Annotated in this window: 18 protein-coding genes; 11 read left to right on the top strand and 7 right to left on the bottom strand. The window is 34.5% G+C overall.

The features are described from left to right. Positions 1 to 246: 246 nt before the first annotated feature. A complete protein-coding gene (locus A6I66_RS12600) occupies positions 247 to 1653 on the bottom strand; it encodes an anthranilate synthase component I family protein (protein WP_067149825.1) in 1407 nt (468 codons plus the stop codon). Between the two features lie 259 nt (positions 1654 to 1912). Here A6I66_RS12600 and A6I66_RS12595 point away from each other — a divergent pair, with 259 nt between their 5' ends. The 5 genes from A6I66_RS12595 (at position 1913) to A6I66_RS12575 (ending at position 4491) form a co-directional block, all read left to right on the top strand. Further along, positions 1913 to 2458: a TlpA disulfide reductase family protein gene (locus A6I66_RS12595; protein ID WP_067149822.1), complete on the top strand. Its 546-nt coding sequence runs from the start codon at positions 1913 to 1915 to the stop codon at positions 2456 to 2458. Positions 2459 to 2468: 10 nt separating this feature from the next. Further along, complete coding sequence (locus tag A6I66_RS12590; RefSeq protein WP_067149820.1) at positions 2469 to 3086, top strand: thioredoxin family protein; 618 nt, start codon at positions 2469 to 2471, stop codon at positions 3084 to 3086. 177 nt (positions 3087 to 3263) lie between these two features. Further along, positions 3264 to 3578, top strand: coding sequence for a rhodanese-like domain-containing protein (locus A6I66_RS12585; RefSeq protein WP_067149818.1), 315 nt, complete (start codon positions 3264 to 3266; stop codon positions 3576 to 3578). Between the two features lie 8 nt (positions 3579 to 3586). After that, positions 3587 to 3985, top strand: a complete 399-nt coding sequence (locus A6I66_RS12580; RefSeq protein ID WP_067149816.1) for a rhodanese-like domain-containing protein — start codon at positions 3587 to 3589, stop codon at positions 3983 to 3985. 236 nt (positions 3986 to 4221) lie between these two features. After that, on the top strand, positions 4222 to 4491 hold the full coding sequence (locus tag A6I66_RS12575) for a hypothetical protein (RefSeq protein WP_067149814.1): 270 nt from the start codon (positions 4222 to 4224) through the stop codon (positions 4489 to 4491). Between the two features lie 74 nt (positions 4492 to 4565). On the opposite strand, the gene A6I66_RS12570 is transcribed toward A6I66_RS12575, so the two are convergent. The 3 genes from A6I66_RS12570 to A6I66_RS12560 all read right to left on the bottom strand — a co-directional run bounded on the left by A6I66_RS12570 (position 4566) and on the right by A6I66_RS12560 (position 7577). Continuing rightward, complete coding sequence (locus A6I66_RS12570; protein ID WP_067149811.1) at positions 4566 to 5510, bottom strand: alpha/beta hydrolase; 945 nt, start codon at positions 5508 to 5510, stop codon at positions 4566 to 4568. Positions 5511 to 5624: 114 nt separating this feature from the next. Then, positions 5625 to 7100: a right-handed parallel beta-helix repeat-containing protein gene (locus A6I66_RS12565; protein ID WP_067149808.1), complete on the bottom strand. Its 1476-nt coding sequence runs from the start codon at positions 7098 to 7100 to the stop codon at positions 5625 to 5627. A gap of 117 nt (positions 7101 to 7217) precedes the next feature. Continuing rightward, entirely contained in the window at positions 7218 to 7577 is a 360-nt protein-coding gene (locus A6I66_RS12560) for a hypothetical protein (protein ID WP_067149805.1), read from the bottom strand. Positions 7578 to 7740: 163 nt separating this feature from the next. Here A6I66_RS12560 and A6I66_RS12555 point away from each other — a divergent pair, with 163 nt between their 5' ends. After that, positions 7741 to 9216, top strand: coding sequence for a cell envelope integrity protein TolA (locus A6I66_RS12555; protein ID WP_067149802.1), 1476 nt, complete (start codon positions 7741 to 7743; stop codon positions 9214 to 9216). A 209-nt stretch (positions 9217 to 9425) separates the two neighbouring features. Here the strand turns inward: A6I66_RS12555 and A6I66_RS12550 are convergent, their stop codons facing one another. After that, positions 9426 to 9842 (bottom strand): hypothetical protein, encoded by a 417-nt coding sequence (locus tag A6I66_RS12550; RefSeq protein WP_067149799.1) that lies wholly within the window; start codon positions 9840 to 9842, stop codon positions 9426 to 9428. Between the two features lie 390 nt (positions 9843 to 10232). Here A6I66_RS12550 and egtB point away from each other — a divergent pair, with 390 nt between their 5' ends. The 4 genes from egtB to A6I66_RS12530 all read left to right on the top strand — a co-directional run bounded on the left by egtB (position 10233) and on the right by A6I66_RS12530 (position 15523). Next, a complete protein-coding gene (gene egtB / locus A6I66_RS12545) occupies positions 10233 to 11381 on the top strand; it encodes an ergothioneine biosynthesis protein EgtB (protein ID WP_067150156.1) in 1149 nt (382 codons plus the stop codon). Between the two features lie 116 nt (positions 11382 to 11497). Further along, on the top strand, positions 11498 to 12442 hold the full coding sequence (locus tag A6I66_RS12540) for an L-histidine N(alpha)-methyltransferase (protein WP_067149796.1): 945 nt from the start codon (positions 11498 to 11500) through the stop codon (positions 12440 to 12442). 200 nt (positions 12443 to 12642) lie between these two features. After that, positions 12643 to 14946, top strand: coding sequence for a type IA DNA topoisomerase (locus tag A6I66_RS12535; protein WP_067149792.1), 2304 nt, complete (start codon positions 12643 to 12645; stop codon positions 14944 to 14946). After that, entirely contained in the window at positions 14933 to 15523 is a 591-nt protein-coding gene (locus A6I66_RS12530) for a pseudouridine synthase (protein WP_067149790.1), read from the top strand. Before A6I66_RS12535 ends, A6I66_RS12530 begins: the two co-directional genes overlap by 14 nt. A 577-nt stretch (positions 15524 to 16100) precedes the next feature. Here the strand turns inward: A6I66_RS12530 and A6I66_RS12525 are convergent. Further along, positions 16101 to 16733: a hypothetical protein gene (locus tag A6I66_RS12525; protein ID WP_067149788.1), complete on the bottom strand. Its 633-nt coding sequence runs from the start codon at positions 16731 to 16733 to the stop codon at positions 16101 to 16103. Positions 16734 to 16737: 4 nt separating this feature from the next. Continuing rightward, positions 16738 to 17232 (bottom strand): RNA polymerase sigma factor, encoded by a 495-nt coding sequence (locus A6I66_RS12520; protein ID WP_067149786.1) that lies wholly within the window; start codon positions 17230 to 17232, stop codon positions 16738 to 16740. 449 nt (positions 17233 to 17681) lie between these two features. Between A6I66_RS12520 and A6I66_RS12515 the strand changes: the two genes are divergently transcribed. Then, on the top strand, positions 17682 to 18416 hold the full coding sequence (locus tag A6I66_RS12515) for an energy transducer TonB (RefSeq protein WP_067149784.1): 735 nt from the start codon (positions 17682 to 17684) through the stop codon (positions 18414 to 18416). Positions 18417 to 18580 lie beyond the last annotated feature (164 nt).

Here is an 18580-nt window from a genome sequence, read left to right as displayed (position 1 = left end):
ATATATTTATTTCTGTTCATTTTGTCTTGATACAAAACGAACCAAAAAATCAAATCAATCTAAGGAAATTCCTGCGGAACATTCGTTCTCGGAATTTCGTGCTTGAAGCTCCGCTTCGCATCTTCATTCCTTCACTCATTATTTCTTCAGAATGATGTTTCCGACTGCGTCGAAATTAGGGACTTGATTCTTTATTTTATTATTTTCTTTCAATTGATTTTTTTGTTTTTTAACCAATAACCAATATCAAATCTCTTCAGCCAAGGTTATCGCTTTTGTGAGTGCGCCAAGTTTGTTAAAAACCTCTTGCAATTCACTTTCGGCATCCGATTTAGAAACCATGCCTGCTCCGGCTTGCCAATTTAATTTATAGTCTTTGCTTAAAAATGTTCGTATCATAATGGCGTGATTAAAGTTTCCGTCGAAATCCATGAAACCAATAGCACCACCGTAGTAGCCACGACTTGTTTTTTCATATTTTTCAATAAGTTGCATCGCCATATGTTTAGGCGCACCACTTAAAGTACCTGCTGGAAAAGTATCGGCAACCACCTGCATGGTTGGTGTTGTATCATGCTTGTTACCTGTAACTTTACTTACTAAGTGAATCACGTGAGAAAAGAATTGGACTTCACGATAGGTAACCACTTTGACGCCGCTACCATGACGACTTAAATCGTTTCTTGCTAGGTCGACAAGCATCACATGCTCGGCATTTTCTTTATCGTCGGCTTTTAATTCTTCTGCTAATTTTTCGTCTTGTTCATCGTTTCCAGTACGTTTAAATGTACCAGCAATAGGGTGGATTTCGGCAAGACCTTCAGTAACCACAAGTTGTGCTTCTGGCGAACTTCCAAAGATTCTAAAATCACCATAATCAAAATAGAATAAATATGGTGAAGGATTAATACTTCTTAAGGCGCGATAAACATTAAAATCATCACCGGTAAATTCTTGAGAAAAACGACGTGATAATACCAGTTGAAAAACGTCGCCACGGCCAGCGTGTTTTTTCGCTACTTCAACTTGTTTTCTGAATTCATCATCTGTTAAATTAGAGTGAATATCTCCTTTTGAGCTGAAGTCATATTCAGCAAAGTTTTGAGTATTAATAAGCTTATCAATAGCATCAATGTTGTTTTCTTGATCTTCATAACAATGCGCGAAAATGTAAGCTTCATTTTTATAATGATTAATAGCGATAATATTCTTGTAAACCGCATAATACATGTCTGGAACCGTTACCGAATCATCTTTTTTGCTAATTTGAATATCTTCAAAATAACGTACAGCATCATAGGCTGTATAACCGAAAATACCATTGTTTATAAACTTGAAATCTTCATCAGTGTTTACATCAAAACGCTTTGTGAAGTTATGGATTTCATCTACCACATTGACATTTTCGTCTATATTAATATGGGTAGTACTACCATCGGGGTAGGTTTCAGAAATCACTTCATTTTCAACTTTAATGCTTGCAATAGGGTTGAAGCAGATGTACGAGAAGTTTTTATGACTTCTATGGTAATCACCACTTTCCAGCAGGATACTATTAGGGTATTTATCACGAATTTTATAGTACACGGTTACAGGTGTAATGGTATCGGTTAAAATTCTTTTGTGATGGGTATAAAGGCTAAATTTTTTCATATATGACATAAAAAAGGCTTGTCGTGAATGACAAGCCTTTTGATATTTTGAGTTTTAAATATACTAGGATTTTACTTCACGAAGATTAGTTTCGAAAGCACCACCACCAAGTATTGTTTAAAAAAGTATTCATTTTCTTATTTTTATCTGACCAAATATAAAAATGATAACCCATTACGCAAAACTTTAAAACAATTTTTTAATTAAAAGTTTGTTAAACTAAAAGAAATTCAATGAAGTATTAATTAGTTTTATGCTTATGAAGTTAAAAGTCCTATTCTTTGCTATTTTGATAATGGCGAGTTGTTCGAAAGTTAAAAAGAAAGAAGGCCTATCTCAATTGGCCATTAATGAATCTGTTCAAAAGAAAACTCAAATTAAAAATAACGATCTTAAGATTTATGATTTTGATGGTTTCGAAAAGTTTTTAAATCAAAAGGATGGTAAAATTCATGTGATAAATTTTTGGGCAACTTGGTGCGGGCCTTGTGTCAAGGAGCTCCCGTACTTTGAAAAAATACACGAAACCTATAAAGATAAAAATGTAGAAGTGTTATTAGTAAGTTTAGATTTTCCTCATCAATACGACTCTAAACTGAAACCTTTTATAAAGGATAAAAAATTAAAATCGAAAGTCATTGCTTTAGATGATCCCGATATGAACACATGGATTCCAAAAGTAGACCCTACATGGTCTGGAGCGCTTCCCGCCACTATAATCTATAAAAATGATCAAAGCGCCTTTTTTGAGCAATCTTTCACTTTCGAATCTTTAGAAAAAGAAATCAAACCATTTTTAAAATAAACCAAACATTATGAAAAAAGTAGTCAAATTTATTTCAGGAGGCTTATTAATACTTTTAGTAAGTGCTTTTACCGTAAACAAAACCATTAGCGACGGTTATAAAATTGGTGATGTCGCCGAAGATTTTTCGCTTAAAAATATAGATGGAAAGATGGTATCCATGGCCGATTATAAAAAAGCCAAAGGATACATTATAACGTTTACCTGTAATACCTGTCCGTATGCAGTGATGTATGAGGATCGCATTGTAGAGTTAAATAAAAAATACGCCCCAAAAGGCTATCCTGTTATTGCTATTATGCCTAATAATATAGCCGTTAAGCCTGGTGATGCCTTACCAGAAATGAAAAAACGTGCCGAAGAAAAAGGATTCAACTTTCCTTATTTAATAGATGAAAAACAGTCGGTATACCCAAAATTTGGTGCGACTAAAACACCACATATATTTGTTTTAGAGAAAACTAACAAGGGGAATGTTGTTAAGTATATTGGCGCTATCGATGACAATTATAAAGATCCATCGGCTGTGACCACGAAGTATGTAGAAGCCGCTGTCGATGCTTTATTGAAAGGTAATCCGGTGCCAGAAACAGAAACCAAAGCCATAGGGTGTTCTATAAAAGTCTAAAGGAATATGCGTTTTCAAAAAAAATCCGAGGAGCTAATTCTTCGGATTTTTTTTCGTCTATAATTTTATAAGCCTTAATTTTGTATAATCACTAACATTAAAACTTAAAGCATATCCTTATATATTGAGGAGATTTAATTTTAATGTAGATGCGCTAAACATTTTATATTTATAACTATGGAAGATTTAACACAAGAAGAATGGGTAGAACAATTAGCAAACGATGATAATGCTGTTGTTTTAGATGTAAGAACCGATGCAGAAGTAGCTGAAGGTATTATAGAAAATGCCATTCATATCGATATTTATAAGGGGCAAGAGTTTGTTGATGAGATTGAAGCTTTAGATAAGTCGAAAAATTATTATGTGTATTGCCGTTCTGGTAATCGCTCTGGGAAAGCTTGTCAGATCATGGAACAGTTAGGTTTCGAAAACGCTTATAACCTTGAAGGCGGTATGCTGGAGTGGACAGGAGATGTGGTTGAAAAATAAACACTCCTATGAAGTATTATCCATTATATCTATTATGTTTTTTAAGTGTTGTTTTAAGCGGCTGTAATCAATGTGTGTCAGATGATTATGTTCTTATGCCAGCAAAACAATTTCAAATGGATGTGAGTCATGACTTTGTTCAACTTATAGATGTTCGTACGCCTAAAGAATTTGATGAAGGCCATTTATACCACGCCATTAATGTCGATTTTAAATCCGATGACTTTTTGAACAATATAGAAAAACTAAACTCCGATAAACCTGTTTATATCTATTGTCGTACAGGAAAGCGAAGCAAAAAAAGTGTTCCTTATTTTAAAAAAGCAGGATTTACTACCATTTATAATCTAAAAGATGGTTTTTTAGGTTGGAAGTCCAACGGTTTGCCTTATAAAGTTAACGAGTAGCGACTTTATTTTTATGATTTTTCTAGAGATAATTTTACTTCGAACAGAATAATTAATTTTTACTGCACCGTAGCCTAAATGTTGTTTGTTAAACGTTTAACTGTTTTTTAAGTCTTTCGTCTTTTTTATTTTAAAATAAGTGGGGTCTTTTTATACCTTTATTATAAAGTTTGCCAAAATATTGGTGATTTAATAATTTTAGGTTTATAATAGAACTTAATTAATAGCATTTTAAAATGGAATACGGTTTTGTAGTATTAGGAATTGTGGCTTTATTGTTTTTAAGCATGTATGGCTATTCATATATATCTGTAGCTCAAGAAAAGGCGAAGATGATGAAGGAACGCCAGATGCGTAAAGAAAAAGAAGAACTTCGACGTGAGCGTCGGCTTAGACATCAAGCGGTCATAGATGAAAAAGTTAATAAGATAGCTAAAAGAAGTGAAGAAATTCAGAGAGAATTGAAGCTATTGAAAGAAATGAAAGAGAGCCAAAAAGTAAGTTAATAATTTATTTTATTAACCTCGTATCAAAGCCCATGTATATCAGTATACATGGGCTTTTTTGTAAGCTATTTAAACTATGGTTGAGAATTTGAGACCTGAACATTAAGCCAAGCTTCACAGACTCTAGGCCAATTTGCATTTGTGCCTGTTGTACCAAGTCCGAAGCCATGACCACCATTTTCATATATGTGCATTTCAACGGGGACGTTATTTTCCTTTAATCCCAGGTAGTAATTGATGCTGTTTTCAACAGGAACCGATTGGTCGTCGGTAGCATGGATTAAAAACGTGGGTGGAGTGGATGGAGTCACTTGATCTTCATTAGAATATTGGTTTATTAAATTTTGCGATGGCGTTTCACCCAGTAGGTTAGTTTTCGAGCCTTGGTGTGTTATATCATCTTTCATCGAAATAACTGGGTAGATTAATATAGAAAAATCTGGTCGTGCCGAAGTATTGTCGTGGTTGTAAATAGAATCCTTATAATGGGTTGATAGTGTTGCTGCTAGATGTCCGCCTGCCGAAAAGCCCATAACACCAATTTTGTTAGGGTCGATGTGCCATTCTTTCGATCGGCGTCTTACTGTTCTAATGGCTTCTTGAGCGTCTTGCAAAGGCCCAATGGTTTTATTAACCATGATAGCATCACTGGGTAATCTGTATTTAAGTACAAATGCTGAAATGCCTATAGAATTAAGCCATTCTGCAACTTTTTCGCCTTCCTTTACATGAGACAAATGTTTGTAGCCGCCTCCAGGACAAATAATAATGGCTGGAGTAGTCTCTGCATCATGGTGTTTCGCTAAATAAACTTTTATAGTGGGCTCGGTTACTTTTCTAATACCTGTAGCAACACCTTTATTATTTAATCGAAATTCTTCTTGATAATCTTTATTTTCAATCGCATTTGGAACTGTTGCCCAAAGTTCAATGTCGTGTTCTTGACCATTTGTAATCACTGAACTACCAAAAATGCTCCCCATGAAAATGATTTTTAATATGATTTTTTTTAAGCCCATAGTTTAAGCGTTTTATTTGTTGAAGTTATTTGAAATTGTATCGAAAAACAAAAAGGAAAGCCTTTTATGAAAAATGGGCCTTCCTTTTTTTATAGATGATAACCAGCAATTAATTTAGTTTACAGTAATTAATTTACTTGTACTTAAGTTATTTGGTCCACTTATGGTAAGTAGGTAATTCCCAGAAGCTAAACTGTGACGCTTTAGGGTTAAGGTGTTTTTACCAGAATTATATTTGTTTTCTTTAAATTCCATCAGTTTTGCTCCTGTTAAACTGTAAATGGCTACATTTAAGTTTGCTTCTTGTTTTAAGTTGAAAACAATTTGAGTTTCTTCTGAAAATGGATTCGGATAATTAGCTACACCGTTTTCAAAAACAAAATCGTTAATACTTAGGGCGGCCGTTTCAAAAGGCCCTATGTCGGGAGCAGAGCCGTTAAATGATATTCCAACATCTACGCCAGCATCTATTAAATCACTACCAGCAACAAGCTTAAAAAATTGAACATCAGGAAGACTACCATCGGTTTTTCTATTTGCTAGCAATGAATTGATGTCCAGACTTTCAAAATCATTAGCATTTGTAGTCAATCCGTTTTGCCAACTGTTGTTTTCTATGATAAGGGTTGTTGCTCTAAAGCTATCATTACTATTTCCATCATAACTAATGGTGTTTTTAATTTCCAGTTTTTCAGCAATATTAGAGCTGCTAAAGTTTATGTTTCTACCATTTTGGTATGCACCACAATTATACATGGTGATGGTGCCTCTATTACTATTATGATCAAAGCCATCAACAATGTTTCCAGCAGCAATACAATTTTTAAAAACGGCATGGTGTTTTAAGTCTTTGTCGTCACTACCACCAGTCTTAAAACCGTTACCATCGCCGCCTCCTGCAGTACCATCTTTTAAATAGCCATTATTAATAGCCCAACAGTTTTCGTAGGTGGTGGTAATGTTGTCGATGCCTCTAAGGTAACCATCCCAGCCATCATCTAAATTGTTCCAAGCACGACAACCTATAAATTTATTGCCAGTACCAGCAGTCAATTTACAGGCAAAACCATCGGCATTTTCAATAGAAGAATCGGCATTGTTATAGGAGTCACAATTTAGAATGGTGTTAAACGAACCGCCGTTGTCTATTTGTAATCCAGAATCACTACACTCGCTAAAGGTGCAATATTCGATTAAATTATTATGACCTCGAATGTGCATCCCATTATCGCCAGCACCAAAAATATCAATGCCTTTAATATGCCAATAACTGCCTTGTAAGGATATGGCACGATTACTACTATGTTCAATCATACTAGAAAAATCAAAAACAGGTCTAGAAGTGTTGTCAGGGTGAGGTAGGATAGAAATAAGGTTTGAGCTTGTGCCGCTGTTATTGATGCTTACCACAGTATTGAAACTGTAATGGCCACCGCGAACATAAATGTTGTCGCCAGCACTGGCACTTGATACGGCTGTGTTAAATTGTGAAGCATTATTTACCGTAATATCAGTAAAGGCAAAACAGCTAATTTGCCAAAGCATAAAACATGCTAAAATAAGGTTGCATTGTGTGGTTTTTGTAGTCATAAGATGTTAGTTAAGTTAAAAATGTAATCGATAACAAAAATACAGTTTAGGGTGTTACGGTGATATTTTTTTAACTAAATTTTTCAGACTTTGATTAGCGGAGTAGAATCCGAAGCTTTAATTGAACAAAGTGTTTGTTGAGATGGTTTTTATGCATTGTTCATGCCCCAGGTATTCAGGATCACCATGTTCTTCGTACCAAAAGCCTTCAAGGATATTTTCAGTAATGCATTTGTAAACCACTACACCATTATAAATAGCGCCTTGGTCTCCTTCATAATGAAAATTAATAACAAGGATATGGTCTTGATAAACGCCCACGCCCCATTGAAGTTGTTCATCATTTATAATCCATTCGGCCTTTATCCGCTTATAAGAGTCTAGACTTAAACTTAGCTTTCCTTTATAGGGGCTTTTTTCCGCATTTTGATTGTGTCCAGTTATAGTGTAGTTGCCGACTAACGCTTCGATGGTCATATTTTGGGTTATGTATTTATCCTTAAATAGGACGTTAAACCTAATAATAAAGAATTTAATCCAATAAATTTTTAAAAATTTTAATATAAATATATTTTGGTCACATAACCTATATAAAAGGCTTTTTAGGCCTTAATTCTAAACTTTATTAAACCCCAAGACTTTGATAAAATATTGTTATTTATTTTTATTTTCATTAAGCTTATTTTCTCAAAACGCTCAAATATCCACTCAGTTTTTTCAAGACGGAAAAATTTATAAAGAATTGAATGAAAATTTAAACGAGCTTACAAATCCCATAGGTCAATTTTCCGAAAATGAACCTTGTGAAGTAGTGGATTTCTTAGGACGTGATAATTATAAAATAAAATATAATGATCAGGTTGGTATTGTGAAAATGGATGATTTAGAGGTCACCGAGGGTATGATGGACTTGTATTATGCCTATCAGGAGGAGGAAAGATTGAAATTAATTCAGGCAGAAGAAGCGCGGAAAAATAAGGTGTATCAAATTTCGGAAAAAGGCGAAATAGATCAGAGAAAACAAGATTCCATTGAAAAACGTTTAGCCAATCAAAAGCAGATTGAATCCGCTCTAGCAATTAAACATCAAAATGAAGTTTATTTTGCCAAGCAAAAGGTTTTGGAAGAGCAGCGAAAAAAAGATTCCATAGCTGTAATCGAGGCTAAAGCGGAAGCGATTAAGGAACAGCGTGTAAAAGATTCCATTGAGAAACGTTTAGCTAATCAAAAGCAAATTGAATCCGCTCTAGCGATTAAGCATCAGAATGAAGTTTATTTTGCCAAACAAAAGGCCTTGAAAGAGCAACAAAAACAAGATTCCATAGCTTTAATTGTGGCCAAAGAGAAAGCTTTTGAGGAGCAGCGGGTAAAAGATACTATCCAGAAAAATTTAGCTAAGCAAAAAGAAATTGAAGCTGCTCTACAGATAAAACGACAGAATGAGGTTTATTTAGCAAAGCAGAAATCCTTAACAGTGCAACAGAATTTAGAAGCAAATAATCCTCAAGCCTTATATGAAAAACAAATAAAGGATTCTTTAGTTAGAAGTATGGCTATTCAAAAAAGGCAGTATGAAAAACGTATCAAAGACTCCTTAATTCGAGTGTTATCTGCAGAAAAGAAAAGCGTCACAAATGTTGTTGAAGCAAGCGAGGAAATGGGTAAAAAAGAAAGACTAAAACTTGAACGCATCAAGTTTAAAGATTCTTGCAGTTATGAGATTAACGATTTTGATGTGTTTTACAATGTGCATACTATGAGAACCAGTAAATATGTGCTTAATGATGTGCTAACCGTGGAGTTGTACCGACAAGGTCACAAGGTTAATGTGTTTTTTAATGCGAAAGAAGATTTAGGCTGTGTTAGTCATTATTCACATAATCGTTCGTCGGTAAAGGTTACTTTAGAAAATGGAAAAAATGTCGTTTTTTATCATTCTTGGAATATGGAGTGTGGTAGTTTTGAGTTTAAAGGCAACTTGTCTAAAACTCAAATACTCATGTTGCAAGAGTCGCCTATAGCATCCATAAAACTAAAAGGGACAAAAGGGAGTGTTCAAATGTCAGAAGTAGATTATTCAGAATTCTTTATAGATAAACTTAAGTGTATTGAGTAAAGGTTTTAATAGTAAAAAAGAGGCTGTTTAAAAAGTTACTTTTTCGTCAATCTGAATTTATTTCAGATTCTCATAATCACCGCATGTCACTGAATGAGATGTTGTGTCGAGCACAGCGTGACGATTGTTTCAACTTTTAAACAGCCTCTTTTTATTTTAGATTATGACTAAGTTTTATAATTTATACCTGTTTAGTGTTTCTAGGATAACTAATTAACCACAGGAACATCAATAGTAAAGAAGGTGTCTTGACCGCTTGAATCTTGTCCTTGATAAAATTTAAAAGTATAAGTTTCTTGCTGCAAGGCTTGTACAGGGATAGAGAATGTAACTTCTCGAATGTCTTCAGTACAAGACACACCATCATCTACGTGCGCAATAGGATAAATTAGCCTGGAAGTTCCTTCATAGAAATAATCGTATTGATTATAGTAAAAGTAACAGCTATTTGGTAACTCGATAGTGACTTCTATGCGATAAGTTCTTCCAAAAACGAACTCAGAAGGTACGTTTGCATCAACGGCACCAATATATTCTAAATGGTAATCGTGGTAGTAAGAATCGTCATCATTACTACAGCTAAATGCTAAAAAAGTGATTAAGATAAGAGGAATCAGTCGTTTCATAATAATTAGGATAATTTAGGTTAGACAAATGTTTAATAGTATACTGATATAAATTTACATTATTTTTTGAATAATTAAGAAGTTATTTGTGTGTAAGTCGTTGTTTTATATTGATTTATGGAGTGTTTTTCTTAAGATTCATCTTGTCTAAGATGGATTGAGTTCAAAAAAAGATTATATAAGTAAACATCTCTGTTTTATACTCTTTAAATTGGCGTATTGGTAGGTGTCATAAAGCTGTATTTCCTCTGAATTTCTAGTATCTCCTGCAAGATGTATCAAAAAGTTGAGGCAATAATTAAAGGGAATTGCTACAGTTGTTGGTAGCGTTTTAGGCCTGTCAAAAGTAATTTATCAATGTGTGCTAACGAAAAGCAAATTTCTTTGTTAATGAGTAAAATGAAGCAAAAATTTCTTGAAACTAGACGCCAATCTGAAAAGCTAATTCAAAATTTAGAAATTGAAGATTTTTCGGTGCAACCGGCTGATTTCGTTTCGCCTCCAAAATGGCATTTGGCCCATTCTACTTGGTTTTTCGAACAATTTGTTTTAAAGGATTTTGATATACATTATAAATTATTCAATGCGGATTATGCTTACTTATTCAATAGTTACTACAATAATGTTGGAGAACGTGTTTTACGGCCTAATCGTGGTTTAATGACACGGCCAACGGTTAACGATGTGCTCCAGTATAGAAAGTATGTTACCACAAATGTTGAAAAATTGCTTGACGAGACTAACAAAAAAGAATTACTAGACGTAGTCGAGATAGGTATTAATCATGAGCAACAGCATCAAGAATTACTGGCTTATGATATAAAATACATTTTAGGTAACCAAGCGACCCAACCAACCATACAACTTGATCTTTTATTAGAAGAAGAAACACAGAAACAAGAGTTTATTGCTATTGAAGAAGGCGTATATACCATTGGTCATCAAAAAGACTCCTTTTGTTTTGATAATGAATTAGGCGTTCATAAAACCTATATACAGCCGTTTGAAATATCAAATAAACTCATTACCAATGGGGAGTATATGGCATTTATAGAATCTGGAGGATATAAAAATTTTAATTTATGGCATGCAGATGGTTGGGATTTTATAAACGAAAATCAAATTTCTGCACCTATGTATTGGCACGACATTGAAGGTGTTTATCATTATTACACTTATAATGGATTTTTACCAGTGGACAAAAATAAACCGCTAACTCACATTAGTTATTTTGAGGCTTATGCTTATGCGCAATGGGCTGGTATGCGTTTGCCTACAGAGTTTGAGTGGGAAGTGGCTTCTAAGTATTTTAACTGGGGGCAGCTCTGGGAGTGGACGAGCAGTGCGTATTTGCCTTACCCTAATTTTAAAACAGCGAAAGGGGCATTGGGTGAATACAATGGAAAGTTTATGGTAAACCAGCAGGTGCTTAGAGGTGCTTCGATAGCAACCGCAAAAAACCACAAACGACATACGTATAGGAACTTCTTCCAGACCGATATGCGTTGGCTGTTTTCTGGAGTAAGACTAGTAAAGTGAGTTTATTACTAAAACACATGTCCACTTTTTTGGTAGGGTATACATCGCAATCGAAAACACAAAGGTATGGTGTATAACGGTTTGAGTACAGTTTTTAAATTAAATGAAAAGCCAAGATGAATAAAACATTTGCAAACGACATCATTGAAGGGTTAACGGCCCAGGATAAATATCTTTCTTCTAAATATTTTTATGATGCTAATGGTAGTAAAATTTTTCAAGAAATTATGCATATGCCAGAGTATTACTTAACCGATAGTGAATTTGAAATATTATCCCTTCAACCTAAACAAATTATAGATACTGTAAATTTTAAAGAGCCTTTTAATATCGTAGAACTAGGAGCAGGTGATGGCTTTAAAACATTTAAATTGTTGGAATATTTGGTGAATAATGATATCGATTTTCATTACGTTCCTATTGATATTTGTCAAGGCGCTATGAATAGTTTATTAGAGCGATTAAAGGAGCGTTTGCCTAGTCTTTCCATTCATCCTCGGGTTGGGGACTATTTTGAAGTGCTTTCCAAAGAAAATCTACAAACTAATATACCGAGTTTATTATTGTTTTTGGGGAGTAACATTGGTAATTATGCTAAAGAAGAAGCTAAAGATTTGTTGCGCCTTTTAAATCAGAACATGAAACCGCAAGACAAACTGTTATTAGGCATGGATTTGAAGAAAAATCCAATAACCATACAAAAGGCTTATGATGATGCACAAAATATAACAAAGCGGTTTAACTTAAATCTTTTGCATCGCATTAATACAACATTTGATGGTGATTTTAAAATTGACGACTTTGACTTTTATTGCCATTACAATCCAACAAATGGAGAGGTGAGAAGTTATATGGTTAGCCTGCGAAAGCAAACCGTAGTTTTAAATAAGTTAAATAAGAGTTTTAATTTTGATTACAATGAATTGATTTGGACAGAAGTTTCCAAAAAGTACGATTTCGAAGAAATTGAAGCCCTGGCAAAACATTCAAATTTAAAGGTTGAAAAACATTTTTTAGATTGTAAACATTATTTCTCTGATGTTTTACTGGTAAAAGCATAATTTACCTGAAGTGAACACAAAATGTCAATGAGAAGTTTAAAGTTAATATGGCTGACTATAAGATATTCAGCCCAAATAGTAAAATTCAATGTCGTTTTATTTAAATTAAAGGGTTTAAAGACCGTTAATAACTACTCATAATATCCTTTTTAAAAGCTATTATAAAGTTCTATTTTGCATGCCTGTTTTAAATGGTATAAATGAAAGTCTGTATTGCTGAAAAACCTAGTGTTGCCAGAGAAATTGCTTCTGTTTTAGGAGCAAATACTCAGCGTGATGGTTATTATGAAGGTAACGGTTATGCGGTAACTTATACATTCGGACATTTATGCACGCTAAAAGAACCCAACGATTATAAGCCTTATTGGAAAAGTTGGGATTTAAATAACCTCCCCATGCTTCCAGAAAAGTTTGAAACCAAAGTGGTTTCTAATTCAGGGATTCAGAAGCAATTTAAGATTGTAAAAAGTTTATTTGATAAAGCCGAATTGGTTATAAATTGTGGCGATGCCGGGCAGGAGGGAGAACTTATTCAGCGATGGGTGATGAATGAGGCCAACTACAAAGGCGAAGTACAGCGTTTGTGGATTTCGTCGTTAACCACTGAAGCCATTAAAGAAGGTTTTGAAAGTTTAAAACCAGCGTCAGATTATGATAATTTGTACTACGCTGGGTTTTCAAGAGCGATTGGCGACTGGTTACTCGGTATGAATGCCACACGGTTATACACAGTGAAACACGGTGGATATAAACAAGTCTTATCGGTAGGTCGTGTTCAAACTCCAACTTTGGCGATGGTGGTAAATCGTTTTAAGGAAATTGAAAACTTTAAACCACAGCCGTATTGGGAGCTACAAACCTTATATCGCGATACGCTTTTTAGTTATGAAGAAGGGCGTTTTTTAAAGAAAGAAGACGGTGAAGCTTTGGCTAATAAAGTTAAGGAAAGTGACTTTGAAATTGATTCCATCACCAAAAAGAAAGGAAAAGAATACGCGCCAAAATTATTCGATTTAACAGGGTTGCAAGTGTATTGTAATACCAAATTCGGATTTTCGGCCGATGAAACTTTAAAAATTGTTCAGGCCTTATATGAACGAAAAGTGGTGACTTACCCTAGAGTAGATACCACTTTTTTACCAAACGATATTTATCCGAAAGTACCTGGGATTCTTCAGAAGCTAACTAATTATGCAGCTTTAACACAACCGCTTTTAGGAAAAAAAATTAAAAAATCGTCTAAGGTTTTTAACGATAAAAAAGTAACCGATCACCATGCCATTATTCCAACGGGTATGCAAACCAATTTGCAATACAACCAGCAGCAGGTTTACGATATTATTGTAAAACGATTTATTGCTGTTTTTTATGACGATTGTACGGTTTCGAACACCACCGTTTTAGGAAACGCAGCTAAAATTGTGTTTAAAACTACAGGTAAAGAAATTATAGAAAAAGGTTGGCGTGTTGTTTTTGAAAATCCAAATGCTAAAGAAAAAGAATCGGGTATTTTACCAACTTTTGTAAAAGGGGAAAAAGGGCCACACGAACCTTCATTTTTAGAAAAGGAAACCAAGCCGCCAAATCAATATACAGAAGCTTCGTTACTTCGAGCTATGGAAACCGCAGGTAAGCAGGTGGACGATGAAGAGTTACGTGATTTAATGAAGGAAAATGGTATTGGACGACCTTCTACTCGAGCCAATATTATTGAAACCCTTTTTAGAAGAAAATATATAAAACGAAATAAAAAACAAGTTTTACCAACGGTTACAGGCATTCAGTTGATAGATACGATTCAGAATGATTTATTGAAATCGGCAGAATTGACAGGGTCTTGGGAAAAACAACTCAAAGATATTGAGAAAGGCGAGTTTAGTGCAGCTGCTTTTATTAGAAATATGAAGCAGATGGTGGATGCTTTAGTGTATGAAGTGCGTAGCGAAACCAAACGCGCTAATATTTCACAATTTGTTGCCGTTAAAAACCGTGAAGCTAAAGCTGCCAAGAAAAAAGTTGCAGGCATTTTGAATGAAGATTGTCCGAAATGTAAAAAAGCAAAACTTTTAAAGGGGAAAACTGCTTATGGTTGTAGCGGTTATAAAGCTGGATGCGATTTTGTGTTGCCCTTTAATTTTGCTGATAAAAAAATCTCTGAAAAACAGTGGATACGCTTGCTTCAAAAAGGTTCTACTGTGAATTTAAAAGGTTTTAAAATAGACGGCGCTTCGGTTGAAGGTTTGTTACGTTTTGATGATAATTTCAAATTAAAATTAGAGCCTAAAAAAACTTCCGCGAAAGCGACACCTAAACCAAGTTCAGATGAATTGGTATGTCCGAAATGTAAAAAGGGCACGGTACTAAAAGGCAAAACAGCCTACGGTTGCAGTGCGTACAAGACAGGTTGTGATTTTAAAATGACTTTCGATGCCGTGAGAACCGCTATGAACGGCCAAAAACCTACCAAAGCCTTGGTGCATCAAATATTAAATGGAAGCATCTAAAACGCATCATAGACACTTTATCATCTACAAACCCTACGGTTTTTTGAGTCAGTTTAAAAGTCATGACTCAAAACAGCAATCTAAAAATTTCTTGGGTGCGCTTCACGATTTTCCAGAGGGTATTATGGCTATTGGAAGGTTAGATGAGAAGTCGGAAGGCTTGCTATTACTTACCACCGATGGAAAAATGAGCGATTATATAAACAGTCGCAAAGTGGAAAAGGAATATTATGCTCAAGTAGACGGCGCTATTTCCGCGGAAGCGATAACAAAAATGAGTGAAGGTGTCGAAATTGGTTTTAATGGAAAAAAATACCAAACCAAGCCCTGTAAAGTTTTTGCTTTAGAAGGTATTCCAGAATTACCCACCCGCTCGAAAAAAATAAGAGACGAGCGCCACGGACCAGCGCCATGGATTTCAGTAACCTTAAAGGAAGGGAAATTTCGTCAAGTTCGAAAAATGACTTCAGCCGTTGGGCATCCCACATTGCGTTTAGTACGTGTTCGTGTAGGTGATATTCTTTTAAATAAGATGCAGCCTGGTGATGTTGTTGAGGTTGATGATTTGAGGGTTTAAATGTGTTAATGTTTAATCGTTGAATTGTTTAATCGAGGGTTTTCACTTGCGTAGACTTGTCGTACCGACGATTAGAGGTATCTCACCAAATAAGAATGTCGCTTTAAAGATGTCTCACTGCGTTCGACATGACAGAGAGGTAGATGAGGTAAATGTTTAATCGTTGAATTGTTTAACTGTGTAATCGAAGGTTTCACTTGCGTAGGTTTGTCATACCGACGATAGGAGGTATCTCACCAAATAAGGTTATAGTTTAAAAGATGTCTCACTACGTTCGACATGACAGAAAGGTAGATGAGGTAAATGTTTAATCGTTGAATGGTTTAATTGTGTAATCGGGAAGTCAAGGTATAAAAGCCTCAAAGTTGCTAAGCTTCAAAGTTTCAAAGATTACACATGGTTTAAATAGCTTCCTGCTTAGAGTTTATCGTCTTCAAAATAGTAGAGAAATTGTTGATATGTTTATTTATATTATCGCGAGGTACAATTTTCAATTTGTAGTTTTCTCTTAATTCTTAATTCTTAATTCTTAATTCTTAATTCTTAATTCTTAATTCTTAATTCTTAATTCTTAACTTCAAACCTCCAACTCCTTCAATTCCTTGTAATTTCTATTCAAACGTTTTAATAATAGGCCGTAAAGGAGCTTGTAAAACAACCAAAAACAAAGCACAAAAATAGCGGTCATTAAAAAACATACTCCATAAATGATAAATAATTCGGTGCTGCTAGCATCGGCTAGCTTATCTGATACTTCTGGGGTAAATTTAATTCCGAAATACAGTCCCATTAACATGGCAATAGAAGCCACGATAAGGTTATATAAAACATAATATTTTATGATTTTTCGGGTTTTTAAAATGCTTTCCATCAGTTTTTTTGCGTTATCGGTTACCGAAATGCTTTTGTGAGCTTTAAAAAGTAAATAAACAAAAATGAGGATTATGGAATAGCTAAAAACGTTTATGAGCGTCAATACGTTTTTATCACTGTAAACAAGGTCTATCTGGTTGTTGTATGCCTGCGAAAAAAAATAGGGTAGCACGTTTATAAGTATCCAAAACACAAGTTCGCCTATACTAATGTAAAACAAGGTTTTAACTATAGAAGACGATTTTTTATGCAGCATAGCGTAAATTTCTTTAGCAGAAATTTTAGTGCTATCAGACTTTTTGTTCCAGTCCTTTTTTAATAAATCTAATTCATCCATAGGTTTACGGATTTAAAATGGTTTTAAGTTTCGTTTTAATTCTATTCATCTTCACTCTGGCATTCACTTCACTTATACCTAAAGTTTCACTTATTTCTCTGTAATCTTTGTCTTCTAAGTACAAAAACACCAATGCTTTTTCAATGTCATTCAATTGGTGTACGGCTTGGTAGAGGATCTTTAATTGTTGCTCTTCTGTATCGTCGTAGTAATCAGCTTTTATTTTGAAAGCCACACCATCAAAATCTTGTGTGTTTATGGTGCGCTTCGATTTTCTATAGAGGGTAATCGCTGTATTTAACCCAACGCGGTACATCCAAGTACTAAATTTAGCATCGCCTCTAAATTTTGGATAGGCTTTCCACAATTGAATCGTAATTTCTTGAAATAGATCGTTATGCGCATCATAATTATTGGTGTATAAACGGCATACCTTGTGCACAATATTTTGATGCTTTTCCAGTAATTCTACAAAATTATGTTCGAGTTCTTTATTCAATGGATTGGATTAGTTTTTGAACTGGTTTACATTTTTTCGTTTGCTAAAAACCAATTATTACATAAACGCAAAAGGTTTAAATCAGTTCAATAGATAAGATGCAGAAACTTTTAATTTGTTACACTTTCGTAAAAATATTTTTTTGAATTCTATTTATGATAGCATTAAAGGTAAGATTTAGAGTGTTTTTATAATGCTACACAGGCTGTTTTTTTTGTTTAAAGGCAGGGTTTGGCTTTTAAAATGTTTGTTTCATGGCCAGAATTGATGCCATAAATTAAGGAAAGCACCTTAAGCAAATAGGCTTGTTTTTATAAGGGATAAAGTTAATTGGTGATTAGTGTAAATACTTGTGAAATAGTTTGTTATTATGATTTTTGTCATGGTTTTTTTAGAGGTTATTTACTAGCTTTAAGAAGGTTAAAAAGTAATTTCTAAACTATATCGTCATGAAAGCTAAGAAGAATCCTGAGATCGAAATTGGGAGACATAGCAGCATTTATTTTGCTATAGGATTAAATTTGATGTTGTTTTTTACTTGGCAAGCTTTAGAGTATAAGACTTACGATTCTAAGGAAGTAAGTATCGAAGCTTTGGTTGTTGAAAAACAATTTGAGGAAGACATCCCAATTGTACAATTGAATACCCCACCGCCACCACCACCTCCAGCATCTATAACAGAGGCTATTAAAATAGTTGAAGATGTTGTTGAGGTAGAAGAAACTGTTGTCGAAAGCTCTGAAATTGGGCTCGAAGATGCTGTTAGTGTAGAGTCCATTCCTGTTGCTGTTCAAGCCGTAGAAGTAGAGGAAGTAGAAGAAGAGGTTGAAGTGCCTTTTGCTGTTATCGAGAAGGTTCCTGTGTTTCCTGGTTGCGAAGGTCTTACTAAACAGGCTGCCATAGATTGTTTTAAAAATAAGGTAACAGAGCACGTCACGAAAAACTTTAGGTATCCCCAAGCCGCTTTAGATTTAGAGATTCAGGGGCGTGTTTCTGTTATTTTTGTTATTGATAGTCAAGGGCGTATCTCATCCATAAAATCAAGAGGACCCGATAAGATTTTAGAGAATGAAGCTGAGCGTATTATTAGTTTGTTGCCGAAAATGACCCCTGGAACGCAACGCGGTGTGCCTGTAAAAGTATCATATGCCGTACCTATCTTTTTTAAGTATAGATCAAAATAGTAAAAGCTGGTTGTACTCAATAGTAAGAAGCTGTCTGAAAAGTTAAAACAATCGTCATGCTTTGCTTGACACTGAATCTCATCACATGGAATGGCCATGATGATGAGGATCTGAAATTATTTCAGATTGACGAAAAACCGACTTTTAAGGCAGCTTTTGTGATT

Origin of the sequence: Pseudotamlana agarivorans (assembly GCF_001642835.1) — a bacterium.
In the GTDB taxonomy this organism is placed as follows: Bacteria; Bacteroidota; Bacteroidia; order Flavobacteriales; family Flavobacteriaceae; genus Pseudotamlana; species Pseudotamlana agarivorans.
The sequence above is the reverse complement of the archived record's forward strand: the minus strand, read 5'-3'. Positions and strand labels throughout refer to the sequence as shown.